This window comes from Lacticaseibacillus suihuaensis (genome assembly GCF_054785075.1).
On sequence record NZ_BAAGBJ010000003.1, the window covers coordinates 132,869 to 156,574 of the forward strand.

At 65.2% G+C, this 23,706-nt stretch carries 24 protein-coding genes; 12 read left to right on the top strand and 12 right to left on the bottom strand.

Going from position 1 to position 23,706, the window contains the following annotated elements:
* Positions 1 to 2: 2 nt before the first annotated feature.
* The 3 genes from ACYVRZ_RS04255 to ACYVRZ_RS04265 all read right to left on the bottom strand — a co-directional run bounded on the left by ACYVRZ_RS04255 (position 3) and on the right by ACYVRZ_RS04265 (position 3,475).
* Positions 3 to 1,025, bottom strand: a complete 1,023-nt coding sequence (locus tag ACYVRZ_RS04255; protein ID WP_461225113.1) for an alpha-L-fucosidase — start codon at positions 1,023 to 1,025, stop codon at positions 3 to 5.
* A 372-nt stretch (positions 1,026 to 1,397) separates the two neighbouring features.
* Positions 1,398 to 2,240, bottom strand: a complete 843-nt coding sequence (locus tag ACYVRZ_RS04260; protein ID WP_461225115.1) for an aldo/keto reductase — start codon at positions 2,238 to 2,240, stop codon at positions 1,398 to 1,400.
* Positions 2,241 to 2,305: 65 nt separating this feature from the next.
* On the bottom strand, positions 2,306 to 3,475 hold the full coding sequence (locus ACYVRZ_RS04265) for an iron-containing alcohol dehydrogenase (RefSeq protein WP_461225116.1): 1,170 nt from the start codon (positions 3,473 to 3,475) through the stop codon (positions 2,306 to 2,308).
* 310 nt (positions 3,476 to 3,785) lie between these two features.
* Here ACYVRZ_RS04265 and ACYVRZ_RS04270 point away from each other — a divergent pair, with 310 nt between their 5' ends.
* A complete protein-coding gene (locus tag ACYVRZ_RS04270; RefSeq protein ID WP_461225117.1) occupies positions 3,786 to 4,493 on the top strand; it encodes a TIGR00266 family protein in 708 nt (235 codons plus the stop codon).
* Between the two features lie 106 nt (positions 4,494 to 4,599).
* Positions 4,600 to 5,487, top strand: coding sequence for an NAD(P)H-dependent flavin oxidoreductase (locus tag ACYVRZ_RS04275; RefSeq protein WP_461225119.1), 888 nt, complete (start codon positions 4,600 to 4,602; stop codon positions 5,485 to 5,487).
* A gap of 62 nt (positions 5,488 to 5,549) precedes the next feature.
* Here ACYVRZ_RS04275 and ACYVRZ_RS04280 read toward each other — a convergent pair whose 3' ends face one another.
* The 8 genes from ACYVRZ_RS04280 to ACYVRZ_RS04315 all read right to left on the bottom strand — a co-directional run bounded on the left by ACYVRZ_RS04280 (position 5,550) and on the right by ACYVRZ_RS04315 (position 11,728).
* Positions 5,550 to 6,137, bottom strand: coding sequence for a DUF1648 domain-containing protein (locus ACYVRZ_RS04280; protein ID WP_461225121.1), 588 nt, complete (start codon positions 6,135 to 6,137; stop codon positions 5,550 to 5,552).
* A complete protein-coding gene (locus ACYVRZ_RS04285) occupies positions 6,127 to 6,402 on the bottom strand; it encodes an autorepressor SdpR family transcription factor (RefSeq protein WP_262316533.1) in 276 nt (91 codons plus the stop codon). Before ACYVRZ_RS04285 ends, ACYVRZ_RS04280 begins: the two co-directional genes overlap by 11 nt.
* Positions 6,389 to 7,213 carry an ABC transporter permease gene (locus ACYVRZ_RS04290; protein WP_461225123.1) on the bottom strand — a complete coding sequence of 275 codons (825 nt, stop codon included), beginning with the start codon at positions 7,211 to 7,213 and terminating at the stop codon, positions 6,389 to 6,391. Before ACYVRZ_RS04290 ends, ACYVRZ_RS04285 begins: the two co-directional genes overlap by 14 nt.
* On the bottom strand, positions 7,210 to 8,178 hold the full coding sequence (locus ACYVRZ_RS04295) for an ABC transporter ATP-binding protein (protein ID WP_461225125.1): 969 nt from the start codon (positions 8,176 to 8,178) through the stop codon (positions 7,210 to 7,212). Before ACYVRZ_RS04295 ends, ACYVRZ_RS04290 begins: the two co-directional genes overlap by 4 nt.
* Positions 8,178 to 8,378 (bottom strand): PLD nuclease N-terminal domain-containing protein, encoded by a 201-nt coding sequence (locus ACYVRZ_RS04300; RefSeq protein WP_262316530.1) that lies wholly within the window; start codon positions 8,376 to 8,378, stop codon positions 8,178 to 8,180. The genes ACYVRZ_RS04295 and ACYVRZ_RS04300 overlap by 1 nt, the downstream gene beginning before the upstream one ends.
* Positions 8,379 to 8,514: 136 nt before the next feature.
* Entirely contained in the window at positions 8,515 to 10,257 is a 1,743-nt protein-coding gene (locus ACYVRZ_RS04305; protein WP_461225128.1) for a 1-deoxy-D-xylulose-5-phosphate synthase, read from the bottom strand.
* 114 nt (positions 10,258 to 10,371) lie between these two features.
* Positions 10,372 to 11,397, bottom strand: coding sequence for a permease prefix domain 1-containing protein (locus ACYVRZ_RS04310; RefSeq protein WP_461225129.1), 1,026 nt, complete (start codon positions 11,395 to 11,397; stop codon positions 10,372 to 10,374).
* 1 nt (position 11,398) lies between these two features.
* Positions 11,399 to 11,728: a PadR family transcriptional regulator gene (locus ACYVRZ_RS04315; protein WP_461225131.1), complete on the bottom strand. Its 330-nt coding sequence runs from the start codon at positions 11,726 to 11,728 to the stop codon at positions 11,399 to 11,401.
* 312 nt (positions 11,729 to 12,040) lie between these two features.
* On the opposite strand from ACYVRZ_RS04315, the gene ACYVRZ_RS04320 reads away from it, so the two are divergent.
* Together ACYVRZ_RS04320 and ACYVRZ_RS04325 are read left to right on the top strand one after the other, a co-directional pair.
* Positions 12,041 to 12,592: a GNAT family N-acetyltransferase gene (locus tag ACYVRZ_RS04320; RefSeq protein WP_461225133.1), complete on the top strand. Its 552-nt coding sequence runs from the start codon at positions 12,041 to 12,043 to the stop codon at positions 12,590 to 12,592.
* Positions 12,593 to 12,706: 114 nt separating this feature from the next.
* Positions 12,707 to 14,329, top strand: coding sequence for an ABC-F family ATP-binding cassette domain-containing protein (locus tag ACYVRZ_RS04325; RefSeq protein ID WP_461225135.1), 1,623 nt, complete (start codon positions 12,707 to 12,709; stop codon positions 14,327 to 14,329).
* Positions 14,330 to 14,989: 660 nt separating this feature from the next.
* On the opposite strand, the gene ACYVRZ_RS04330 is transcribed toward ACYVRZ_RS04325, so the two are convergent.
* Entirely contained in the window at positions 14,990 to 15,604 is a 615-nt protein-coding gene (locus tag ACYVRZ_RS04330) for an HAD family hydrolase (RefSeq protein WP_461225137.1), read from the bottom strand.
* Positions 15,605 to 15,823: 219 nt separating this feature from the next.
* Between ACYVRZ_RS04330 and ACYVRZ_RS04335 the strand changes: the two genes are divergently transcribed.
* The 8 genes from ACYVRZ_RS04335 (at position 15,824) to ACYVRZ_RS04370 (ending at position 23,356) form a co-directional block, all read left to right on the top strand.
* Positions 15,824 to 16,939, top strand: a complete 1,116-nt coding sequence (locus ACYVRZ_RS04335) for an exonuclease SbcCD subunit D (RefSeq protein WP_461225139.1) — start codon at positions 15,824 to 15,826, stop codon at positions 16,937 to 16,939.
* Entirely contained in the window at positions 16,939 to 20,046 is a 3,108-nt protein-coding gene (locus ACYVRZ_RS04340; protein ID WP_461225140.1) for an AAA family ATPase, read from the top strand. The genes ACYVRZ_RS04335 and ACYVRZ_RS04340 overlap by 1 nt, the downstream gene beginning before the upstream one ends.
* Before the next feature lie 110 nt (positions 20,047 to 20,156).
* Complete coding sequence (locus ACYVRZ_RS04345) at positions 20,157 to 20,303, top strand: hypothetical protein (protein ID WP_262316563.1); 147 nt, start codon at positions 20,157 to 20,159, stop codon at positions 20,301 to 20,303.
* Between the two features lie 205 nt (positions 20,304 to 20,508).
* Positions 20,509 to 20,688, top strand: a complete 180-nt coding sequence (locus ACYVRZ_RS04350) for a hypothetical protein (protein ID WP_461225142.1) — start codon at positions 20,509 to 20,511, stop codon at positions 20,686 to 20,688.
* Positions 20,689 to 20,829: 141 nt separating this feature from the next.
* Positions 20,830 to 21,906: an A/G-specific adenine glycosylase gene (gene mutY, locus ACYVRZ_RS04355; protein WP_461225144.1), complete on the top strand. Its 1,077-nt coding sequence runs from the start codon at positions 20,830 to 20,832 to the stop codon at positions 21,904 to 21,906.
* The gene (locus tag ACYVRZ_RS04360; protein WP_461225146.1) at positions 21,903 to 22,577 is read left to right on the top strand and encodes an NAD(P)H-dependent oxidoreductase; all 675 of its coding nucleotides are present in this window, start codon (positions 21,903 to 21,905) and stop codon (positions 22,575 to 22,577) included. Before mutY ends, ACYVRZ_RS04360 begins: the two co-directional genes overlap by 4 nt.
* Positions 22,570 to 22,752, top strand: coding sequence for a hypothetical protein (locus ACYVRZ_RS04365; protein WP_461225148.1), 183 nt, complete (start codon positions 22,570 to 22,572; stop codon positions 22,750 to 22,752). The genes ACYVRZ_RS04360 and ACYVRZ_RS04365 overlap by 8 nt, the downstream gene beginning before the upstream one ends.
* A gap of 76 nt (positions 22,753 to 22,828) precedes the next feature.
* On the top strand, positions 22,829 to 23,356 hold the full coding sequence (locus tag ACYVRZ_RS04370; protein ID WP_461225150.1) for a DUF308 domain-containing protein: 528 nt from the start codon (positions 22,829 to 22,831) through the stop codon (positions 23,354 to 23,356).
* Positions 23,357 to 23,706: the final 350 nt, after the last annotated feature.

A 23,706-nucleotide genomic window follows, 5' to 3' on the forward strand; every position in this document is an offset into this window, starting at 1 on the left:
GGTCAGTTCGCCAGGGCCGCGGCCGTTCGCAGGCGAGTTTCGGCCTCAAGCGGCACGCGACCGAGGGGATCCAGGCCAACGTTGAGCAGGTAATTGATGCCCAGGCCGTTCAGGTGCTGCAGCGTGGTCGCCAACTGCTGCGGCGTTTTCCAGTGGTGGTCCTGGTAGGAGAAGCCCCAGGAGTCGTTCATCGTGCCGGCGGATTCGTACAGGCCCAGCGGCGACGGCTTGAAGCCCCCGATGTCGTTGTAATCCACTGCCGCCGTGGCGGCCGGGTCGATCGCCTGGGGGATCTCGTTGTCGCCCAGCACCACGTAGTCGTACTGGCCGTTGCCCAGCCGCGAGTTGATCAGGCAGTCGGGCTGCAGGCGCTTGACCGTGTCGTACAGGGCCTGGCTTTGGGCCTTGCTCAGCGTCATCGGCACGTCGAACCAGGCGGTGGCGATGTCGCCGTAATTTTGCATCAGCTCCGTGACCTGTGGCAGGATTTTGGTGGAAAAGCACTGGGCAAAATCCTTGCGCCGGGTGTCCGGAAAGTCCCAGCTGTTGTCCCAGGTGGTGCCGGAGTTGCCCAAGTCGTTGCTCAGGTAACCGCCGCCGTTGGGCTCGTGCCAATCGAGGTCTTGCGAGTAGTACAGGCCAAAGCGCAGCCCGGCGCGGCGGCAGGCCGCGGCGAGCTCACCGATCACGTCGCGGTGAAACGGTGTTTGCGCCACAACGTTGTAGTCGGACACGGCCGAGTCGTACATCGCAAAGCCGTCGTGGTGCTTGGCGGTGACCACGAGGTAAGACATCCCGCAGTCCTGCGCCAGTGCGACGATGCGGTCGGCGTCGAAGCACAGCGGGTTGAAGCCCTTGGCCAGCTGCGCGTAGTTGGCAATCGGAATCTGGCGCTTGGACTGAATCCACTCCGCGTAGGCGCTGGCCGCCTGACCGCGGTAGGCCCCACCCAACAGCGAGTATAGGCCCCAGTGAATCATCATGCCGTACTTCGCTTGCTTGAACCAAGATACATTGTCAGTCATTAGTTTCGCCTCCGCGACCAGTGTACCAGAGAAAACGGTTTCGGACGCGGGACATTTTCGGGCCAAGTGCGGCCCCAAGCACCACGCTGGGCTACCCGTCCCGCTAAAGGCGCCTGGCTTCGCCCTGGTTCGTCGGGCTACGTGCCGCAACGCCAGTACGTCCAGTTGAGGCCAGCCACTGGGCCAAGGTCCGGCCCAATGTCTAGCCTTGCGCTGGCCGACTGGCTAACTGCGCGTCACTTCGCCCTGGTTCGTCGGGCTACGCGGGGCATCGGCAACGCGTCTAGCTCAGGCCGTCACCTGGGCCAAGTGCGGCCCAGCCGCCAGCCTCACGCTAGCCGGTCGCCTAAGCGCCCCGCTTCGCCCTGGTCTTCATATCATCTCCAGCGGCTGTTTGTGGGTGGGACGGCGGAAGGCGCGGTCGATGATGGCCAGCTCGTCTGGGGTGAAGGTGACGTCCCGGGCGGCGAGGTTTTCGGTCATGTGAGCCGGGGTCGCCGCCTTGGGGATGCTCAGCACGTGGTCGCGCATGGTCCAGGCCAGCATCAGCTGGTGGTCGCTCAGGTGCTTGGCCCGAGCGAGGTCTTGGACCTCGCGTGGCAGGCGAATCGAGCGGCCGGCCCCGGAGCCGAAGGGCGAGTAGCCGATCAGGCTGATGTTTTGCTTGGCCTGGTACGGCATCAGGTCGTACTCGATGCCGCGCGACTGCAGGTTGTAAAGAACCTCGTTGGCCTGAATTTGCTCGCCGCCGGGCAGGGCCGCCAGCTCCTTGAGGTCAGAGACGTCGAGATTGGAGACGCCGAACGCTCGGATCAGGCCGGCCTGCTGCAGTGCCTGCATCCCGGCAAGGGTTTCGCGCAAAGGCGTTGAGCCGCGCCAGTGCAGCAGGTACAAGTCGAGGTAGTCGAGGCCGAGGCGGTGCAGGCTGCCGGCCAAGGCGACCTTCATCTTGGCCGCTGTCGCATGCCAAGGGTAAAACTTGGAGACGACGACCAGGTCGTCGCGGTTGTAGCCGCGAATCGCGTCGCCGACCAGGGTTTCCGCGGCGCCGTCACCGTACATCTCGGCGGTGTCGATCACGGTCACGCCGTGGTCGAGGCCGCACCTCAGGCTCGCAATTTCCTGCTCGGTTTGCGCCGGGCTGCCCTCGCCGAGGTACCAGGTGCCGATGCCCATCGCCGGCACCTTCCGGCCGGCTAACTGACTGTTTTTCATCACACACACTCCCTTCGAGCTAATTGTAGCCAAAACGGCCCTCGCGCGGGAGGGCCTGGCGAACATTATTCGGCGTCGTAGGCCGCCTGAAACAGCGCGATCAGCGCTTCCTTGGTGCCCTTGCGCGGATTGGAGAAGGCGTTGCCGTCCTTCAAGGCGTTCTCGGCCATCAGTGGAAAGTCCGCCGGCTTGGCCCCCAAGGCCTTGATGGAGGCCGGAATCCCGACGTCTTGGGCCATCTGTCGCATGTGGCGGATCGCCAGTTCTGCGGCCTGGCGGGTGGTCAACCCCGCCGTGTTTTCACCCATGGCCGCCGCCAACTCGGCGAAGCGGTCCGGGCAGGCCATCAGGTTGTACTGCTCGACGATCGGCAGAAGCAAGGCGCAGCAGACCCCGTGCGGCGCGTCGTACTGACCGCCCAGCTGATGGGCCATCGCATGGACGTAGCCCAAGTCGGCATTGTTGAAGGCCATGCCGGCCAGCATCTCGGCCTCGACCATGCCGGTGCGAGCCGCCAGGTCGTGACCGTTGGCCACGGCCGGCCGCAGGTGCTTTTCGATCAGGCGAATCGCCTGCAGGCACTGCGCGTCGGTGATCGGGTTGCGGTTGAGCGACACGTAAGGCTCGATGGCCTGCACGTAGGCGTCCATGCCGGTAGCGGCGGTCAGCTTGGCCGGCACGTCCAGCTGCAGGGCCGGGTCGTTGAAGGACACCAGCGGGACGTTGCGCCAAGACACCACCACGAACTTCAGGTGGGTGGCCTCGTTGGTGATGACGCAGTGGCGCGTCAGCTCGGAGCCGGTGCCGGCGGTGGTGTTGACCGCCATCAAGGGTGGCAGGGCCGCCGTCAGGGTCTCGATGCCGGCCAACGCGGTGATGTCGTCGCCGTTGGTCAAAATGATGCCGGTACCCTTGCCGGTATCGTGAGCCGAGCCGCCGCCGACCGTGATGATGCTGTCGCAGTGTTCGCTCAGGTACAGCGCCTTGGCCGCCTGAATGTTGCGAACTTTGGGGTTGGGCTCGACTTCGTTGTAGACGGCGTAGGTAATGCCGGCCGCGTCCAGCGAGGCGAGGGTCTGGTCAACCGGGCCGTTGGCAACGCCCTGCAGGAACTTGTCGGTGACAATCAAGGGGTGGTGCATGTCCAGCATCTTGGCTCGCTCACCGATTTTGGCGATGACGCCGGGGCCAAAGAAGTTGACGCTTGGCATCAGAAAATCAAAGTTTGTCTTCATGGGAAACCTCCGGTAATGTGAAGTGATGATCATTAACAGCCCCAGTGTAGCCGTCGCGGCCGGCGCCGCCAACGGACAGATGGCAGGCGGTGTCCGGTCCTGGACGGTGCGGTCTGCCGACGCCGCAATCTACCGTCCGCGGTGCCGAGCTGCGGTCGGCCTCAGCCGCCCAAAGCGAGGCCGATTGCTGGCGTCTGACCCCGCGGTGGCGCGGTGAACCGGGGCTACCGCTCGGCGGTGACGCATGATACACTGAGCTAGTGAAATCATTAACATTGTTTGCGGCGCAGCGACGCCAAGGAGGCGCAACATGGATTATCAATTGCAGGGCAGCGACACGTTTCCCATCGCGGTGATTCACCTGGATCAAGGGCAGGCGGTTCAGATCGAATCCGGCGCGATGATTTACCACAACGGCCGGGTGGCGCTTGAGGGGCGGATGAATAGCAACGGCAAGGGTGGGCTGGGCGGCTTGATGAGTGCGATCGGCCGCAGCATGACCTCCGGTGAGTCCTTTTTCATCACCACGGCGACGGCGACGGCGGCTGCCGGCGAGCTGGCCGTGGCGCCGGGCAACCCCGGGGCGATTCGCGAGCTGACGGTTGATGATGACCACCAGTGGCGGCTGAATACCGGCGCCTTTTTGGCCGCGGATGCGACCACGGGCTACAAGATGGAGCGCCAAAGCGTCGGTCGGGCGCTGTTCGGCGGCACCGGCGGCCTGTTCGTGATGGCGACGCACGGCCGCGGCACGATGCTGGTCAGCGCATACGGTGACCTGCTGGCACTGGACCTGGCGGCGGCCGACGATTACGTGATCGACAACAATCACGTGGTCGCCTGGGCCAGCACCCTCGATTACCGCATCGAGGCGGCCAGCGGCGCCTTTGGCTTCACCACCGGCGAGGGGCTGGTCAACCACTTTTCGGGCTCCGGGCGGGTCTACATTCAGACGCGCAACGTCGAGGCGCTGGCCGGGCTGGTGCAGCCGTTCCTGCCGGACAAGAGCAGCAACTGATTTTGGGCAAAAGCGCCAACCTGTGAAGGCAATACGCCGGGCTTTGGCGTAGGCTGTGCGTATCGCGGCCACGTGGTCGCACCGATCGCGAAAGGAAGTTTACATCATGACGACAATTCTTGGCACCCGCTACCCCTTGATTCAAGGCGCCTTGGCGCAGATCTCGCTACCGCCTTTGGTGGCGGCGGTCAGCAACGCCGGTGGCCTCGGGGTGTTGACCACCGCCAACATGACGGTCGCAGACCTGGCGGCGGCGATCGCGGCGGTTCGCGCGGCGACCGACCAGCCGTTCGGGGTCAACCTGATGCTGCAACAACCCAACATGGCCGAGATCGTGCCTTACCTGATCGCGCATCCGGTGCCGGTGGTCACCACTAGCGCCGGCACCCCCAAGGCCTTTTGCCAGGCAATCCAGGCGGTGGGGACCAAGGTGGTCGCGGTGATTCCAAGCGTGAAGGTCGCGGCCAAAATGGCGGCGCTGGGCGTCGACGCCCTGGTCGCCGAAGGCATGGAGTCCGGCGGCCACATCGGCACCGAAACCACCTTCAGCCTGGTGCAGCAGGTAGCGGCCAAGGTCGACCTGCCGGTATTTGCCGCCGGCGGCATCGCCGATGCGGCCGGTGTCGCGGCGGCCCAGGCGCTGGGCGCAAGCGGGGTTCAGGTCGGCACCGCCTTTCTGGTGGCGAACGAAACGCCGATCGCTGCGGCCTACAAGGACGCGGTGATCGCGGCCACGGACACCGACACGGTGGTCACGGGTCTGGCGCTTCACGATGCGGTGCGAAGCCTCAAGAACCCGCTGACCGCCGCCTACTTGGAGGCCGAGGCCGCCGGGGCCGACGCCGACTCGCTGCAGGCGATGACCACCGGCAGCCTGTCTCGGGCAATCGCCGGTGACGTCGACCACGGCACCTTGATGGCCGGCCAGATTGCCGGCAAGCTGACCCGCGTCGAGCCGGTGGCGGCCATCGTGGCGCGGCTTTTTCCCAATTAACGAGGCGTCGGCGACGCAAAATGGGTCACACCCAGGCAATCGGGTGTGGCCCATTTTCGGTGTCACTTGATGGCCAGCGGCAGCACCAGCAGCGCCAAAACCGTGGCGGCCAGGACGGCGACGGAGACCAGGGGGTGCAAGAACAGGCTGACCAGCAGCAGCAACCCGCCGAGCACCATCGCCCGACCCAGCCAGCGCAGGGTGGGTTTGGGCAGCGGCCGGCGCGGCTGCAACACGCGGCGGCTGTAGTCGGCCGGCACCGTCGGCAGGTAGTTGCCCATCGCCAGAAACATCACGGCGATCAGAAGTGTCGCGATGCGCCAGACATCCAGCCGCTGGCCCAGGCCGATCTGGATGGTGGTGATGTACAAAATCACGGTGAGAAGCGGCATCAGCCAGTCGACCACCCGCTCGAAGCGCGGGGCGGCCTGCTTGCCGCGCGGCACCAGCAGCACGACGGCCTGGAACACGGCCATCATCACCGGCAGCCCGAAGACCACCAAGGGGCGCGGGGCCCAGCCGTTGGGTTGGCTGTCGATGCCCCAGTGAATGGCCATCGTCGCCGGCAGCCGGTTGTACACCGCCAGGCCGTACAAAATCGGGGCGAGAATGACGGGAACGGTGACGGCAAGCATGCGTTTAGGATTCATCGTGGTGGCCTCCCAGGTCGTAGATCCAGCCCAGAAGCTCCTCGAACACGCTGAGATTCAGGCTGTAGTAGATGAAATTCTTGTCTTTGTTCAGATCGACCAACCCGGCCTGGCGCAGCAGCTTCAGGTGGTAGGACACCGTGGCCTGCGACAGGTCGAACTGCGCGGCGATGTCGCCGGCGGATTGGTCGCCTTTTTTGAGCAGCTCCAGAATCTGGCGCCGCACCGGGTCGTTGATGGCCTTGAGGGTATCAGTGAGTGCCATGTGACCTCCTTGTGAGCGTGGGTGCGTTGCGGCGGCCAACTCGCCGCCTCACAGCCGGCGCCGGTTCAGCGCGACGATGGCCAGGGCCAGGCAGCCGCCGGTGATCAGCACCGTCAGGGCGAAGGCCGGGGCGACGCTGGCCAGCGTCTTGGTGCCGCGAACCCAGGGCAGCGCGTTTGGTGGTCAGGCTCAACGGGTTGAACCGCCGCAGGGGCCGCCACATGTCGCCCAGGCCCATCACCACGACGCTGGCCGCCACGGCGATGAAGCCGGCAAAGCTGCTTTGGGTGGCGGCCGAGCCCAGCAGGGTGATGGCGATGACCATCAGGCCGTACAGCGCCAGCGGCCACAGCCCCTGCCAGACGTGTGGCGTCAGCGTGTCCTTGAAGTAGTAAGCGGTGTAGGCCCAGGTGACGAGAAAACTGCCGAGCAGGGCCAAAAGCCAGGTCGCCGCGGCCAGCGCGAACTTGGCCAGCACCACCGCGTAACGCGGCAGGCCCTTGGTCACGAGGTTCACCAAGGTGCCGCTTTTGACCTCGGCGGCGATGCTGCCGGACCAGACGATGGCGAAGAGGAAGACGCCGAGCTGGTCGATGTTTTTGTAAAACTGGGTCCAGGAATCGACGCTGGTCGGCGCCGGCAGCGTAATCTGAATACCGTTGCCCATGCTCTTGAGCAGCTGCGGGGTCAGCCGGGCCACCAAGGGACTCTCAAGGGCAAACAGCAAAAACACCAGCCCAATCAGCAGGAAGCGGCCGCGGCGCCAATGCACCAGCCCCTCCTTGCGCAGGAAAAACCAGGTCGCCTTCATCGTGTCACCTCCATGAACAGATCCTCCAGACTCGGCTGCACCGGGCTGACGCGAACCGGCACCAGCCCTTGGGCCAGCAAGGCGGCCAGCGCCGGCTGTAGCGCCTGGGTTGGCCCCTGGGCGGCCGGCAGCAGCAGGGTGGTCGCAGCCGCTGCGGTGGCATCCGGTTGCGCGGCCGTGCCGGACTCGCCCGGCTTAGCGGCCGCGCCGGACCCGGCCGCCGCGACGTGAAGCACGGCGGCCGCCCGTTGCGTGGTTGCCGCGTCCTCAAAACCCAGTGCCACCTTGGCCTGGGCGTGAGCGGCGAGCAGTGCTTTCAGCGGCCCCTGGGCCTGGAGGCGGCCGCCGTGCAGGATGCCGACGTGGTCGCAGATGCGCTCGACGTCGCCGAGGATGTGGCTGGACAACAAGATGGTGGTTGCCCCGCGCAGGCTGGCCAGCAGGTCCAAGAACTCGCGGCGACCGGTGGGGTCAAGCGCCGAGGTCGGCTCGTCTGCAATCAGCAGCCTTGGTCTCGCCAGCAGCGCCTGGGCCACCCCGAGGCGCTGCTTCATGCCGCGGGAGAAGCCGCGGATGCGCCGGCGGTTTTGCGGCAAGCCGACCGTCTTGAGCATCGCGGTGATGCGCTGCGGCAGCTCGCGGCGGTCGATGCCGGTCAGCCGGCCGCACAGGCTCAGGTACTCGCTGGGGGTCAGCTCGTCGTAAAACTCCGGGACATCCGGCAGGTAGCCGATGCCGGCCGCCACGGCGGCGCCGCCGTAGACCACGGGGCGACCGGCGACGGTGATGGTGCCGGCGTCGCGCTGCAGCAGTCCCAAGATCAGCTTCATCGTCGTGGTTTTGCCGGCGCCGTTCTCGCCGACGAAGCCGTAGATGCTGCCCTCCGGGACGGCCAGGGACAGGTCGGTCAACACCGGCTGGTCCTTGAAGGCCTTGCTCACGTGCTGCAGCTCAACCAGGGCCATCACTGCACCTCCCGGCCGAACAGCAGGTAGGCGATGGCGCCGAAGGGGTGGATGGCAAAAATCGCGATCAGCCAGATCACCTTGTTGCCGTAGCGGAAGTGGTGGTGGCGCAGAATCGACACCAGCGCCGTGATCAACAGGCCCAAGTCGATGGCGACCAGCGGCAGCAGGAGGGGCAGGTTGTCTTTCAAAGCGGTCATGAGTTGACCTCCTATTTCGAATTTTGTCTAAATTATACGGCCGCCGCGTTCGAAAGGCAATCACAATTTCGAATTTCGTCTAAATAGTCGCCGCCAAAAAGGCGCTGCCGCATCGTGGCGACGGCGCCTGGACCGATTAATCGGCCAGCACCTTGAGAATGTCCGCGGTGATCAGATCCGGGGTCAGGTGGTCGCGCTGCAGCAGTTCGGCCGTGCTTTCGCGGTCGTTGAACTGGCGCTTGGCGCCGACGGTCAACACCCGCGTGGCGGTCGGGCCGAAGTGGGCCGCGACTTTTTGACCGAAGCCGCCGTCCAGGCTGCCTTCCTCGATCGTGACCACCAGCTGGTGGTCGGCCAGCTGGTCGAGGTCTGCGGCGGTCACGGCGTTGGTGCTGCGCGGATCGGCCAGCGTGGCGTCGATGTTGTGTGCGGCCAGCTGCTTGGCCACCGCCTGGGCGGTCGGCATGGCCGATCCCAGCCCCAAGAGCGCCACTTGGCTGCCGCGGTGCTGGATGTGCAACCGCGTCGGCGCGAAGTCCGGGTCAAGCGGGGCGTTGTGGACGCCATGGGCTGGCACCCGGATCGCGACGGGGCCAGCGGTTTGGCTCAGCGCCCAGTCCAGCTGGGCCAAGAGCTCCTCTGCGGTGGTCGGGGCCAGGTAGGTCAGGTTGGGGATGTTGGCCAGCATCGCGATGTCGAAGGTGCCTTGGTGCGTTGGGTCGCCGCCGGAGACCGCCCCGCCGTTAAGAATCAAGACGGTCGGCAGCGCGTTGATGCCAAGATCATGGGAGAGCTGGTCGTAGGCGCGTTGCAAGAAGGTGCCGGAGTGGAACACCACCGGCCGCATGCCCTGCTGCGCCAGGCCGGCCGCCAGGGTGATGGACACCTGCTCGGCGATGCCGACGTCGATGTAGCGCTTGGGGTAGTCGGCGGCGAAGCGCTTGAGGCCAAACGAACCGGGGATGGCGGCGTTCAGCGCGTAGATTGGCGCGGCGTCTTCTTGGATGTGCTTTTCCAGCCGGTCCAGAATCAGGCTGTTGTAGGACACGCCCGCACCTTGGTGCAAGGCGACGCCGGTGGTCAGGTCGAAGGGAACGTGCCAGTGCCAGTGTTCCTTGTCGATTTCGGCCGGGGCGTAACCCAGCCCCTTGTCGGTGTGGACGTGCAGCACGATCGGGTGGTCGAGGTCAGCGACCGCCTGGAAGGCGGCGATCATCGCGGCGACGTCATTGCCGTTGGGCTCGTAGCGGTACTCCAACCCGATTGCCTTGAAGAGGTTGCGCTCGGCCTTGCCATCGGTCTCCCGCAGCAACTTCAGGTTTTGGTAGATGCCGCCGTGGTTCTCGGCGATGCTCATCTCGTTGTCGTTGACCACGATGATCAGCTGGCCGGCCAGCACCGCGGCGTTGTTCAGCGCCTCGTAGGCCAGACCACCGGACAGCGAGCCGTCGCCGATCACCGCGACGATGTTGCCGGGCTCGTGCTTGTGGTCCCGCGCAATCGCCATGCCGGTCGCCAGGCCGATGGACGTCGACGTGTGGCCGATGGTGAAGAAGTCGTGGAGGCTTTCCTCAGGGGCGGTGAAGCCGGAGACGTCGTCGTAGTGGGCCGGGTCCAGCCAAGCCTGCTTGCGGCCGGTCAGAATCTTGTGGGTGTAGCTTTGGTGTGAGACGTCCCAGACCACCTTGTCGGTCGGGGAGTCGAAGACGTAGTGAAAAGCGATGGTCAGCTCCACGTCGCCGAGGTTGGGCCCGACGTGGCCGCCGGTTTGGGAGACCTTGTTCAACAGGGCGTGGCGAATTTCCTGGGCGAGTTGGGGCAGCTGGGCCACGCTCAGCTTTTTCAGGTCCTTGGGTGAATCGATTTGTTCAAGTAGCATGTTAGACCTCACTTTTAACGTAATACTTATATTTTGATAGTGTGATCGGCATAAGTCAAGGCGCCGCGGCCGTTAAAAAAGGCGCCTTTCCAAGGGAAAGACGCGGGATTGCGGTTATTTGCGCTTGCCGAACAGTGGTTTTTCAAAGAGGCTGCCGACAATCAGGATGAAGATGGCCAGCGACCAGGTCTCGGCGATGAAGCCGAAGAACAGGAAGGCCGTGGTCAACACCGGCCAGTAAAAGGGCTGCAGGCCGGCCAGGTCTTGGGGCAACACGCCGCCGTGGCGCGGTGGGGTGTTGGTTTGCGTCTGCCAGTCACGCGCGGTTGCGGCCGCCGCTTCACTGGCGTCGTCCCAGTCGTCTGCGGTGGCTTCGGTTGCGGCGGCGACTTTGGCGCGAGTCAGGCGACTGAAGCCGCCGGCCACGATGCTGGTGTAAACCAGGAAGTAGACGCCGACCGCGACGAACAGGAAGAAGGCGGCGCCGGCCTCGTCACCGGTGAAGCTGCCGTAGTTGCTGAGAATCGGCGGAATCAGCGAGCCGATGCACATCAGAATGCCGCCGACCAGGCCGATGCTGTGCGGCCGGCTGTAGTCGGTGGCGCGGCTTTGCGCCAGCGCCTGCGTGGCCGCGGTTACTTGCGCGTGTCGCACCGGGCGGCTGATGTCGCGGTAGCCCATGCTGGCGGCGATGATTAGGCCGACGCCCAGGCCCGTGCAGACCAGAAAGGCCACGGCGGCGAGGGGGCCGCCTTGGGTCGACAGCAGCGCCGTGAAGCCGAGCCCGGCGATGATCAGCGCGATGCCGAGGCTCAAAAGCTTGGCAAAGCGGTCCGTGCCGGCCCAAAAACCGGCCGCCGCGTCTTCGTCAAGCACCGCCGAAACGCCGTGCGAGGCTTGTGCGGCGGTTGGGTCGCCGGTCAGCGGTTGGTCGACCTCCAGCGCGTCCATCACCTCGTCCACATCGCCGAACTCGCTGATCACAAGGCCCAGCGCCTCGGCCGGCGTCTTGCCCGAGGCGAGCTCCGCGTGGTAGTGGTCGGTCATCAGGTCCAAGAGGTCTTGCTTGGCCTTTCTGGTTTTGGGCGTGTCCGGCACCGCCTTGAACAACCCGTCTAGGTATGTCTGTAAAGTCTCCATGTCACTGCTCCTCCGCTAAAAACTGATTGACAACCCGCTGCACCTGGACCCACTCGGTTTTTTTGCCGGCCAAAAAGGCGGCGCCCTCGGCGGTCAGGTGGTAGTACGTCCGGGGCCGGCCGTACGAGATCTCGCCTGGATACGCCGTGATGTAGCCGGCCTTGGTCAGTCGCGTGAAGGCCGAATACAGCGTGGTCTCGCGAATCTCGTAGGCGCCAGCGGTGCGTTGCGTGATGCGTTGGGCAATCCGGTAGCCGTATGAATCGCCGTCTTGCAGGACGGCCAGAATAATGGCGTCGTTGTAGCCGCGAATGCCGTCGCTTGAAATCATGCGCTCACCTCACTACTTCGTCTGTCGGAGTAATCATAGCACGATTACCCCGACAGGTGAAGTAGTCCCTGAGACTGATTTTTGAACCAGAGCGGCGGCCGGCGAACCACGCGGGACGGGTAGCGTCGGGGTGACGCGTGGGGTCCGAACCTGGCCGCGAGTGCCGCTCCGAGCTCACCGTTGCCGCGATGCCGGCTGGCGCTGGCCCCACCAGAGCGAAGAAGCGCAGCGCGGCCTCAAGCGGCGCCTCTGATCGCGCCTTGCCCGCCACAGACCGCAAGCGTAAACTGTGAGCAACGAGGAGATGACACTATGTTTATGTATCCAATCGACGACGAGCTGGCGCTGGCCCTGCCGCGACCGGCGGTTGACGCGCCGGCGCTGTTTGCGCTGATCGACGCCGACCGCGCGGCGATCGGGCGGTTTTTGCCCTGGGCGCTTGACACCAAGGACGCGGCCGGGGAGCAGGCCTTTTTGACCATGACGCTGGCGCATTTTGGCACTGGGCAGTCGGTCAACTTAGTGATTTACTACCAAGGGCAGCCGGCCGGGACCATCAGCTTCAACGGCTTCGACGACGCCGGCGCCAGCACCGATCTCGGCTACTGGCTGGGGGCCGCCTTTCGCGGCAAGGGCATCATGCACCGGGCGGTGGCCGCGATGTGCGACCTGGCCTTCACCGAGTACGGGCGCAACCGCGTGGTGATTCGCGCGGCGGTGGACAACCCGGCCAGCAACGCCGTGGCGGCCAAGGCCGGCTTTCACCTGGATGGCACCCTGCGGCAGGGCGAGCGGCTGGCGGATGGCTTCCACGACGTCCACGAATGGTCGCTGCTTCAAAGCGAGTGGGCGGCGCAGCGGTGACCGCGCTGAAACCCGCGCGGCGGCACGAAAGTTCTTCCTATATATTGCCCGCCGGCGTTTTTTTTGATACGATGGGGCCAATATGCGTACCCAATCAAGGAGGAAAAATCACCTTTGCTTACTGTGAATAACGTGTCGATGACCTTCACCGACCGCACGCTGTACTCGGATGTCAACCTGAAGTTCACGCCGGGCAACTGCTACGGCATCATCGGGGCGAACGGCGCCGGCAAGTCCACGTTCCTGAAGATTCTGGAGGGGAAGCTTGCGCCGACCACCGGCTCCGTCTCGCTCGATCCGCACGAGCGGATGAGCAGCCTCAAGCAGGATCACTTCGCCTACGACGATCAGACCGTCCTGAACACCGTGCTGCAGGGCTTCGCTCGCCTGTATGAGGTGATGACGGAAAAAGACGCGCTGTACGCGGATCCGGACTTCGACGAGGCCAAGGGGATGCGAGCCGCCGAGCTTGAAGGCGAGTTCGCCGAGATGGACGGCTGGAACGCCGAATCCGATGCCAGCCAGCTGCTGCAGTCCTTGGGCATCGGTGAAAGCCAGCACCAAACCTTGATGGGCGAGCTGTCCGAAGGTGAGAAGGTCAAGGTGCTCTTGGCCCAGGCGCTGTTCGGCAAGCCCGACGTGCTGCTGCTTGACGAGCCGACCAACGGGCTTGACCCGCAGACCATCGACTGGCTCGAGGACTTCTTGGCCGACTACGAGAACACCGTGTTGGTGGTGTCACATGACCGTCACTTCCTGAACGCCGTCTGCACGATGATGTGCGACGTCGACTTCGGCAAGATTCAGCTGTTCGTCGGCAACTACGACTTTTGGATGGAATCCTCCAAGCTCGCCCAGCAGCTTCGCGCCAACGCTAACGCGAAGAAGGAAGAGCAGATTAAGCAGCTGCAGGAATTCGTCGCGCGGTTTTCGGCCAACGCCTCTAAGTCCAAGCAGGCGACCTCCCGCAAGAAGCAGCTGGAGAAAATCACGCTGGACGACATCAAGCCTAGCTCGCGCAAGTACCCGTTCATCAAGTTCGTGCCGGAGCGTGAGATCGGCAACGACCTGCTGCGGGTCGAGAACGTCTCGTTGACCGTCGAAGGCGAAAAGGTCTTGGACAACGTGTCGTTCATCCTGCGTCCCGGCGACAAAACCGCGTTCATCTCGCGCTCGGATGTCACCACCAGCTACCTGATGCAGATCGTCGCCGGCGCGATTGAGCCGGACACCGGCACCGTCACCTGGGGCGTCACCACGTCTCGGGCCTACATGCCCAAGGATCTGAACCCCGAGTTTGCGGACGAGCGGTTCGACATTCTGGAGTGGCTGCGCCAGTTCGCCAGCAAGGAGGAGTCCGACAACACCTTCCTGCGGGGCTTCTTGGGCCAGATGCTGTTTCGCGGTGACGAACCGCTCAAGAAGGTCACCGTGCTGTCCGGGGGCGAGAAGGTGCGGTCCTTCCTGGCCAAAATGATGCTGAGCAAGGCCAACGTCCTGCTGTTGGACGACCCGACCAACCACCTGGACCTTGAGTCGATCACCAGTCTGAACGACGCCTTGATCGACTTCCCAGGGGCCGTGGTCTTCACCAGCCACGATCACCAGTTCATCCAGACCATCGCCAACCACGTGATTGAAGTCGGACCCAAGGGCGTGGTCGACCGCGCCGACACCACTTACGACGAGTTCATGCGCCACGAGGTCGCCCAGGCCCAAGTCGCCAAGATCTACTGATTCGCCGCTGCCCGGACATCATGTGTCCCGGCCGAATGGTAGAATAGGCCAGTACTTGCCTCAGCGCAAGTGCTGTGCCGGCCGCGATTCGGGGGAGTAGCACCCGGCACAGGTCATCACCAGCCACACCACGAAAGGCACTGCCACAACGGGCAGGGCCTTTTTTCGTTGCGCGAAAACACGAAAAACCCCACCGCAAAACGGTGGGGTCGCCGAAGCCACCAGGCGGCGTACCGCCCGGTGGCCTTGGCCTGATGCTTGCTGGTTGCAATTCTTCGGGGGTCGCGAATCGACACGAGGCCGAGTCGCGGCCGCTTGGAACAAGCCACGCGCCGAGCCCCTCCGCAGCTACCTCGCAAGCGAGTAGGAGAGACAGTCGAACTGCGCGTGGGTGGTGGCGTTCACCCTGGTATTCGGTCCCATCGAGGGGAGCCGTAACGCGAAAACACGTGTGTTGAAAGCCAGAATCGGCTTGGTATGGGCGGGGGTACTGGGAATGCTTATCTCCCGGCCATTCCCCCTGGGGCAGTGGCATTGCAACGGCCCTGTCCGGGAGCCGCTTCCCTGTCCTAGAATAATCATCCAAAGTCAGTGTAAGCCCTGCCAATTTTGTCGTCAAATTTTAAGCTCGCACTTTTCGAGCCGGCGCGAACGGCCGCCTCAGGCCAGCGTCAGTAGGTCGGCCGGCGCCTTCAGGTAATGGGCGACCGGCTCGGCGAGCTCGGGCGTGGTCCAGGTACACAAGGCGAAGGGGACGCCGGCCGCTTGGGCCGCCTGGGCATCGGTGGCGGTGTCGCCGATGTACACCGCGTCTGCGGGGGTCGCGTTCAGGCGGGTCATCGCCAGCTCGATCGGGTCGCCGAAGGGCTTGCTGCGCGGCGCGTCGTGGGCCCGCACCACGGTTTGAAAGAAGCGCGAGAAGCCGAAGCGCTCGGCGTCGACGTCGTACTGCGCGGTGTTTTTGGAGGTGACCAGGCCCATGGCGACGTTGCGGTGGGTTAGCTCGGCCAAGACGGCCTCAAGTCCGGGGAACCAGGCGACGGTGTCGGCGAAGGCCTGAGAGTCCTGGGTCCATTGGGCGACCATCGCCGTGGCGGCCGCACCGGTGAAGCCCAGCCGCTCGGCGGTCGCGCTGGACGGAATGCCGTTGGAAAAGCGCAGGTCGGCGATGCTGTAAGCGCGGTTGTAGCGGCGCATGGTCTGCTGCAGGCCGCGCAGGTACATCGCGACCGAGTCGATCAAGGTGCCATCGATGTCAAAAATCAGAGTAGTCATGCTCAATTCCTTTCGCAAATCGGATACCTTCAGTGTAGCAGAAGCGGGAGTTGACAGGAACCTGAACGTGTGTTTGGATAGGTGCAGGAACGGATTCCGCAACACGCGCTCGGGCAGGGCGGCGTAAGTCCAAGCGCCGCCCGTGGGGCGGGCAAACCGGCATCACGCCACTGGCTTGGCGCGGCGCCGAACGCAATCACGCACAATGGAGGCATTAGGATGCGCATTTTACACACGGCCGACTGGCACATCGGCAAGAAGCTTGCAGGCTTTGACCTGCAGGCCGACCAGGACTTTGTGTTCGAGCAGCTGATCGCCTGCGCCAAGCGCGAGCAGGTCGACGCGATTGCAATCGCCGGCGACCTTTACGACCGGGCGCTGGCCAACGAGGACGCGGTCGCTCAGGTCAACCGGATGCTGTACCGGCTGAACCGCGAGCTGCACTACCCGGTGTTGGCCATCGCCGGCAACCACGACTCGGCGGTGCGGCTGGGCACCGGGCGGCAGTGGTTCGACGCCACCGGGCTGCACCTGAACACCGAGCTGGCCGAGGCCTTCACCCCGGTGACCATGGGCGACGTGCAGTTTTTCCTGCTGCCGTACTTCGAGCCGGTCGCGGCCCGGCAATACTTTGAAGACGACAGCCTGATCACCATCAACCAGGCGATGCACCGAGTCAGCACGGCGCTTGAGGTGGCCTTTGACCCGACCAAGAAGCACGTGCTGTTCGCCCACTTTTTTGCGGCCAACAGCACCCGCTCGGATTCGGAGACCCAAGTCGCGGTCGGGGGGCTGGACGCCGTCGACGTGGCGGATCTCGCCGCGTTCGATTACGTGGGGCTCGGCCACCTGCACAACCGCAACGCGCTACAGGATCCGCGGGTTCAGTACGCCGGCTCGCTTTTGAAGTTTTCGACCTCCGAAGTCGCGCAGGAAAAAGGGGTCTACATCTTGGACACCGACACGATGACGCGGCGCTTCGTCGCGCTGAAGCCGCTGCACGAGTTTCAGCACCTGACGGCCAGCTTCGCCGACCTGACTGCGCCAACCGCCGGTGACGCCTACGACCGCGACGCCTACACGGCCGTCACGCTGACGGACATGGCGGTGATTCCCAACGTGATGACGGCGCTTCGGCAGGTGTTTCCGCGGGTGACCGGGCTCGATCGCCAGCAGGCCGTGGCGCTTGACCGGGCGACGGCGGCGGATCCGAGCCTCGGACCCTTGCCTTTGCTTGGCGATTTTTACCAGCAGGTGACCGGCGACACGCTCGCTGACGCGCAGTTGGCGGTCGCCAAGGCGGCGCTTGACGCGGCCAAACAGGAGGGTAACTGATGCAGCTTGAGCAGCTTCACATCCAAAACTTCGGCCCGTACCGCGACGAGCGGGTCGACTTCACCCATTTCGCCCAGACCCCGGTGTTTTTGATCAGCGGCAAAACCGGCAGCGGCAAGACCACGATTTTCGACGCGCTGGTTTACGCCTTGTACGGCACCACGGCCGGCGACGACCGCAGCGGCGCGGAGATGCGGTCGGCCTTTGCCGCCACCGACGCGGTCACCCGCGTCACGCTGAGCTTCAGCCACGGCGGCCGGCGCTATCAGATCTGGCGCGAGCCCGAGCAGGTGCTGGCCAAAAAGCGGGGCAGCGGCACCACCACCAGCAAGGGCAACCAGAGCCTGACCGAGTACGACGGCGAAAGCGAGCGCAACCAGTGGACCAAGCTGCGCGACATTCGACCGCGCCTTGAGGCCATGCTGCACCTGGATGCCGACCAGTTCCGCCAGATGGTGCTGTTACCGCAGGGCAAGTTCCGCCAGTTCCTGGACGCCAAAAGCGACGACAAGGAGGCCTTGCTGCGCCGCCTGTTTGGCACTGGGCTGTACGACCGCTGGCAACAGGCGCTGCGCCAGGCCGCCAAAACCACCGGCGCTGCGGTGGCCAAGGAGGCCGATCGCCTGGACACCCTGGCCTCGCGCTTCGCCTACCCAGAGGCGACGCCGGATGCAACGGCCCCGATGGCCGACAAGCTGGCGGCGATGACCGCCGGGGTGGCGACGCTTGCCGCCGCCAACGACCAGGCCCAGGCGGCCCTTGAGGCGGCCAAGCAAGCGGCCGGCGCCAGCACAGAGGCCCTGAGTCTCGGCCAGCGCCTCGCCGCGGCCTTTGCGACCAAGGCGGCGGCGACCGCGGCCTTGGCCGAGCTGCAGGCGGCGGCGCCAGAACGCGCCGCCGCAAGTTCGCGGCTGGCGCTTTTGCAATGGGCCCAGGCCCAGCTGCCGCAGCAGGCTCAGCTGAAGCGGATGGCCCAGGCGCAAGCCTTGCAGCAGGCGGCGCTGGCCAAGGATCAGGCCAGGCGGCCGGCCGCCGCGGCGACGCAGGCCGAAGCGACGGCGCAACTCGCGACTTTGACCCAAGCTGCACCCGCAGACGCCGAACGCGTTGAGCGGGTTCAGACACTGAAGCGGCTGCAGCCGCTTTTGGAGCAGGCGGCCGCGGCGGCCACCCAGGCCGCAACCGCCCAGCGCAAGCTGACCGCGGCCCGGCAAGACGCGGCGGTCGCGACTCAGCGCCTGGCACAAAGCCAGGACACTGCGGCCGAGACTCAGACCGCGCTTGCCGCGGTGGCCGACCACCAACCGGCGCTTGCGGCCGCACAGACGACTTGGGCCGGCCTGCAGCCGCAGCTGGCGCGGTGGCAGGAGCAGGCGACGGAGCTTTCGGCGCTGCAACAGCAGCTGACCGCACAGCAGGCGGAACAAAGCACGGCCGTTGCGGCGGCCGCGGCCGCGGCTGCGGCCTACGTGACGCTGCGCGACGCGCGGCTGACCCAGCAGATTGCGGTGCTTGCGGCCCAGCTAAGCCCCGGTGTACCCTGCCCGGTTTGCGGCAGTCTGGACCATCCGCAGCCTGCGGTCGCTGACACGGCCCCGGTCAGCGACGCGGCGCTGGCCGAGGCCGAGGGCAAGCGGCTGGCCACAAGCCAGGCGCTGGCTGCCTTGAACACAACCGTGGCGGCGCAGGTGACCAGGACCGAAGCGTTGACGCTGGCGCAGGCCCGGCTGGCCGCGGCGCTGACCGGCATTGCCGCCGAAACCGCACCGGACGCGGCTGAGACGGCGGTCCAGCGGCTGAAGGCCGCCACCCAGCGCGACGTGACCACGCTTGAGGCGGCGGTGGCGAGCGAGGCGGCCGAACGCACGCGCCTGGGCCAGACCCTTGCGACCCAAACGGCGGCAGCGAACGCGGCTGAAGCAGCGGTGACGGCCGGGCAAGCGGCGGTGGCCGCCGCCGAAACGGCCGCCGCCCGGGCCCAAGGTGCGGCCGACACCGCCGCCGCCCAGCTGCCCGAGGCGGCGCCGACCCCGGCGGCGTTGCGCGAGCAGATCGCCGGCTTGCAGGCCGAACACCAGCAACACTTCGCGGCGACCACCGCCGCGACGACTGACCGCCAGCAGGCACAAGACGCCTTGACGCGACTTGATGCGGCGATTGCCGCCCAAACGGCACAGCTGACCCACCAACAGGCCGACCTGGAGCAGGCCAGGCAGGCCTTCGACGCGGTGTTGAACGCCAAGCTCGGCGCCGCCGCGCCCCAGTTTGCGGTTTTGGCCGCCGCGACTGCGGAGGCGGCGTCACTTGAGGCGCAGCTGAGCGAAGCCGCCCAGGCTCAGGCCGCCCAAAAGGCGCTGCTCGCCCAAGCGCTGCAGCAGATCGGCGACCGCGCCGCACCCGACCTCGCGGCGCTGACCGCGCGGCGCGATGAGGACGCGGCGGTTTTGGCCCAAGCCCAGGCGCATCAAGCGCAGACGGCGCAGGTGCTGACGCAAAACCGCGCGTTGCGCGACGAAATCGCCAAGGCCTACGCCAAAAATCGCCGGGCCTTGGACGACGCCGCCGTGGTCGCCAACCTCGCCGCGGTGGTCAACGGCAACAATCCGCAAAAGCTCGGGCTGGAACGCTATGTGCTCCGCGCCTACCTCGACCGGGTGCTGCAGGTTGCCAACGGCCGCCTGACGCAGCTGACCGCCGGGCGGTACCAGTTCGCCTTGCACACCGACCCGGGCAGCTACCGCAACGACTCGGGGCTTGAAATCGACATTTACGACGATCAGATCGGCCAGCTCCGCTCGGTTCACACGCTGTCGGGCGGTGAGAGCTTCATCGCCGCCTTGAGCCTGGCGCTGGCCTTGGGCGAGGTGATCGGGCAAGTCGCCGGTGGCGTGGCCATCGATGCGCTGTTCATCGACGAGGGCTTCGGGTCGCTGGACGCCGCCAGTCTCAGCACGGCGATGCAGGCGCTTGAAAGCCTGGAAGGCCAGTCGCGCATGATCGGCATCATCAGCCACGTCGAGACGCTGCGCGAGGGCATTCCGGATCAGTTGCAGGTTATTCCGACTGGCAGCGGTGAGAGTCACATTCGCGAACGCCACGGCGCCTAATGCGACCGAATTAGCAATTAAATGTGCCAACTGCCAAAAAAAGTGGTATAACAGAACTGTCGAGAGCGCGATCTTACACTCAACTCTAATTCAAGGAATAAGAGGCGAGAATGATGGCAGGAAAACTCAGTAAGCAAGAACGCAAGGCGCTGATTCAGGAAGTTGAGAAGAAGCGTGCTGAGCACCCAGTTAAGAAGACCGAGTCAGGGTTTGCCACAATCGACAAGGACGCCGAGAAGCTGGAAAGTGAAAACTAACCTGACTGTCTGTTGCGACCACCGCTAAGGGTGGCCGTTTTTTTTGCGCCAGGCGACCGTGAGTTGGCGAATCGCAAGGCTAGACGCCGCTTGCCGCGAGTGGGTGTTCGCCAGCCAAGGGTCGGGCCAGGCAGATTCTTTTACATTCGGTGGGGTAACCCGGTACAGTAAAGGTATGCCGCAGCCGCAACCAAAAGGAGGGCCTATGAGTAACCTGATCACGCAGATCGAACGCGACCTGAGCATTTTGAATGCCGTTGCGCTAGCCGAACAGACCCGCGCCGAGCATCACATCCAGGCGGCCCGGGGCCATGTTCGCGCGATGCGCGACTGCGCCTTGAAACGCGCGATGACCAGCCGCCTGGCCGCGGTCGGTCAAGATTGAGCCAACCGTCGGGAAGCCCCGGCGGTTTTTTGCTGCCGGCGTGGCGAGCTCGCCGCTTATGTGACCTCGTCGGCTTGCGGCAACGCGGGTGGTAAAGGGCGGCCCCTTTTCGTATAATGAGGCTTTGGAGGTGGCACAACATTGAATTGGTCACAAGCTAAGATTCACGACTTTCGCCAGACGCTTCTGGCCTGGTACGACCGTGAGGGGCGCGACCTGCCGTGGCGGCAAGACCACGAGCCTTACCATGTGCTGTTGTCTGAGACCATGCTGCAGCAGACGCAGGTGCAGACCGTGATTCCTTACTACCTGAACTTCATCGCGCAGTTCCCGACGGTGGCGGCGCTGGCCCAGGCGCCGGAGGCCGCGGTGCTGAAGGCCTGGGAGGGGCTGGGCTACTACTCACGGGCTCGCAACCTGCAAAAAGCGGCGCAGCAAGTGGCCATCGACCGCAACGGCGCGTGGCCGACCACCGCCGCCGAGCTGCGGCAGCTTCAGGGCGTTGGGCCCTACACCGCCGGCGCGGTGGCCAGCATCGCCTTTGGGGAGGTGACCCCAGCGGTCGACGGCAACGCCTTTCGCGTGTTCGCCCGGCTGTTTTGCGTTCCCGACGACATCACCAAGCCCAAGACGCGGCAGGTGTTCGAGACGTTGATTCAGCAGGTGATCGACCCCGAGCGCCCCGGCGACTTCAACCAGGCGATTATGGACCTCGGCGCAAGCTACATGACCGCCAAGGACTCGGATCCGGCGCATTCGCCGGTGGCCCGCTTCGACGAGAGCCTGAAAACCAACCGGGTGCAGGATTTTCCGGTTCGCACCCCCAAGGCCCGACCGCGGCCGATCGATTACTACGCCCTGGCGGTTCGCAGCCCGGCCGGCTGGCTGATGCAGCAGCGGCCGGCCAAGGGGATGCTGGCGCGGCTGTGGCTGTTTCCGCTGGTTGAGGTCGCGGCGCTACCGGAGGCGACCCCAGAGGCGGCGGCCGCGTGGTTTGCCGCTCAAACCGGCCAATCGGTGCGGCTCGCACCGGCGCCTTGTCCGGTGGTGACCCACACCTTCACGCACCAGAAGTGGCAGATGACGCTGCTTGCGGCCGACACCGCGGCGTTTGATCCGGCCGGCGCGGCCTGGGTCGCGGATTTTGACAGCAAGGCGCTGCCGACGGTGCAAAAAAAGCTGCTGAGTGCCTTGAGCAAAGCGGGGTGGCTGGCATGAAGACGCTGATCATTGTCGGTCACCCCGCCGTGGCCGAATCCACCACCCAGCAGTTTCTGAAGGCCGCGGCCGCACCGGTTTCAGGCGCCAGTTGGCACGAGCTGCCGGCCGCCACGCCGGTTGCCCAGCTTGCCGGCTGCGAGCGACTGGTGCTGCAGTTTCCGCTGTACTGGTACCAGGCCCCGGCGCTTGTCGGCAACTGGCTGACGCAGACGCTGGCCCAACCCGGGGCCACCGCGGCGCTTGCGGGCAAAACGCTGGGCCTGGTGGTCGCCTGTGGTCAACCTGAGGCCGCCTTTCAGGCCGGCGGCCGTGTCGGCGTGACGCTCGACGCGCTGCTTGCGCCGTACGTCGCCTTGACCAACAAGCTCGGCATGCACCTGCTGCCAAAGCTTGTCGTCGCCCAGTTCGCTTACCAAAGCCCGGCCGCGCATCAGGCGCTGTTGGTTCGCTACCAGCAGTATTTGAGCCTTCAGGACCCAACCAGCTTCGCCCAGGTGGCGGCGTGGTGGCAGACCCAGTTGCGGCAGCGAGCCGACCAGCAGGCGGCCGAACCGGCGCTTGCGGCGCGGTTGCACTTGGTGGCCGACACGCTGGCGACGCGCCAGGACGCCTTGGCCAACCTGCAAGACGCGCTGGCCGAACTGGAAGGAGGGACAACCCTTGGATGAAGCCGAAACCGCGTGGTTGATTGGACAGGCCCAAGCACTTGAGCATCAGGCGGTGAGCTACCCAGACCAGGCCTTTTACGCCGAGCTGGCCGCCTTTGCAAAGGCCCAGGCAAGGCGCCTCGAGCAGGCCCAAGGCGAGCTCGACGGCCGGCTTTGGGACCATCGGGGGTGGTGAGTTCAGCCCAGCGGCGGATGCGCCGCCCTTGCCGCGATGGTAAGCTAAGGGCATTGAATTAATGGAAGGTGACACTATGCAAAATGTAATCACAAACCTGCGCCGCACCACCGCGCTTCGCGCCGTCGTGTTCATCGCGTTGGGCGTGTGGCTGGTGCTTGCGCCGGCCGCGGCCTTTGCCGTCGTGAAGTACCTGATCACGCTGGGACTGCTGGCGATGGCCGGGGCGGCCGCCATCGGCGCTTTGCGCCGGCGCAGCCGGGGCGAGGCCACCGGTCTGGCCTGGGGCCGCGCGGCGGGTTACGCCATCGCCGCCTTACTGGTGCTGGTGCTTTTGCAAACGGCCGTCAGCCTCTTGCCGGCGCTAGTCGGGCTGATGCTGGTCCTGTACGGGGTGCAGCGCATCGCCGGGGCCAAGCAGCGCCAGCAGTATGTCAACACCGCGACGTGGCCGAGCATCGTCTACGGCATCATTGTCGTGGCGGCCGGGGTGTTCTTGTTGTTCAACCCGTTTCACACCATCTTACTGATGCTGCGGGTGCTGGGCATCACCCTGATTGTGATGGCGGTGGCCGAGTGCGTCACGGCCTGGCGAGCCAAGTGAATCAAGACATCAAAACGGCAGTTCCCACAACATTGCGGGGACTGCCGTTTTTGCGTTTGCTTCAAGTCTGCGCCGTCGGGCTGCTCGCCGCAACGCGGGAGCGTTTAGCTACGCCGCGTCACTCGGGCCAAGGTCGGGCCACGCGCCACGGCTAGGCTAACCGTCCCGCTAAATGCGCGGCGCTGCGCCCTGGGTCGTCGGGCTTTTCGCCGCAACGCGGGTTACCCTGCTTGCGCTGTCACTCGGCGCAAGGACCGCGCCAAGCGCCAGTGCTGCGCTAGGTACCCCGCTAAATGCGCGGCGCTACGCCCTGGGTCGTCGGGCTGCTCGCCGCAACGCGGGAGCGTTTA

Bases quoted from the DNA above. Each gene is read 5' to 3' on its own strand.
- ACYVRZ_RS04320 (WP_461225133.1), top strand. From the start codon at position 12,041: ATGTTTATGTATCCAATCGACGACGAGCTGGCGCTGGCCCTGCCGCGA.
- ACYVRZ_RS04350 (WP_461225142.1), top strand. From the start codon at position 20,509: ATGAGTAACCTGATCACGCAGATCGAACGCGACCTGAGCATTTTGAAT.
- ACYVRZ_RS04330 (WP_461225137.1), bottom strand. From the start codon at position 15,604: ATGACTACTCTGATTTTTGACATCGATGGCACCTTGATCGACTCGGTC.
- ACYVRZ_RS04335 (WP_461225139.1), top strand. From the start codon at position 15,824: ATGCGCATTTTACACACGGCCGACTGGCACATCGGCAAGAAGCTTGCA.
- ACYVRZ_RS04305 (WP_461225128.1), bottom strand. From the start codon at position 10,257: ATGCTACTTGAACAAATCGATTCACCCAAGGACCTGAAAAAGCTGAGC.
- ACYVRZ_RS04310 (WP_461225129.1), bottom strand. From the start codon at position 11,397: ATGGAGACTTTACAGACATACCTAGACGGGTTGTTCAAGGCGGTGCCG.
- ACYVRZ_RS04280 (WP_461225121.1), bottom strand. From the start codon at position 6,137: ATGAATCCTAAACGCATGCTTGCCGTCACCGTTCCCGTCATTCTCGCC.
- ACYVRZ_RS04260 (WP_461225115.1), bottom strand. From the start codon at position 2,240: ATGAAAAACAGTCAGTTAGCCGGCCGGAAGGTGCCGGCGATGGGCATC.
- ACYVRZ_RS04275 (WP_461225119.1), top strand. From the start codon at position 4,600: ATGACGACAATTCTTGGCACCCGCTACCCCTTGATTCAAGGCGCCTTG.
- ACYVRZ_RS04255 (WP_461225113.1), bottom strand. From the start codon at position 1,025: ATGACTGACAATGTATCTTGGTTCAAGCAAGCGAAGTACGGCATGATG.
- ACYVRZ_RS04370 (WP_461225150.1), top strand. From the start codon at position 22,829: ATGCAAAATGTAATCACAAACCTGCGCCGCACCACCGCGCTTCGCGCC.
- ACYVRZ_RS04360 (WP_461225146.1), top strand. From the start codon at position 21,903: ATGAAGACGCTGATCATTGTCGGTCACCCCGCCGTGGCCGAATCCACC.
- ACYVRZ_RS04300 (WP_262316530.1), bottom strand. From the start codon at position 8,378: ATGACCGCTTTGAAAGACAACCTGCCCCTCCTGCTGCCGCTGGTCGCC.
- ACYVRZ_RS04295 (WP_461225125.1), bottom strand. From the start codon at position 8,178: ATGGCCCTGGTTGAGCTGCAGCACGTGAGCAAGGCCTTCAAGGACCAG.
- ACYVRZ_RS04315 (WP_461225131.1), bottom strand. From the start codon at position 11,728: ATGATTTCAAGCGACGGCATTCGCGGCTACAACGACGCCATTATTCTG.
- ACYVRZ_RS04290 (WP_461225123.1), bottom strand. From the start codon at position 7,213: ATGAAGGCGACCTGGTTTTTCCTGCGCAAGGAGGGGCTGGTGCATTGG.
- ACYVRZ_RS04340 (WP_461225140.1), top strand. From the start codon at position 16,939: ATGCAGCTTGAGCAGCTTCACATCCAAAACTTCGGCCCGTACCGCGAC.
- ACYVRZ_RS04265 (WP_461225116.1), bottom strand. From the start codon at position 3,475: ATGAAGACAAACTTTGATTTTCTGATGCCAAGCGTCAACTTCTTTGGC.
- ACYVRZ_RS04285 (WP_262316533.1), bottom strand. From the start codon at position 6,402: ATGGCACTCACTGATACCCTCAAGGCCATCAACGACCCGGTGCGGCGC.
- ACYVRZ_RS04345 (WP_262316563.1), top strand. From the start codon at position 20,157: ATGATGGCAGGAAAACTCAGTAAGCAAGAACGCAAGGCGCTGATTCAG.
- ACYVRZ_RS04270 (WP_461225117.1), top strand. From the start codon at position 3,786: ATGGATTATCAATTGCAGGGCAGCGACACGTTTCCCATCGCGGTGATT.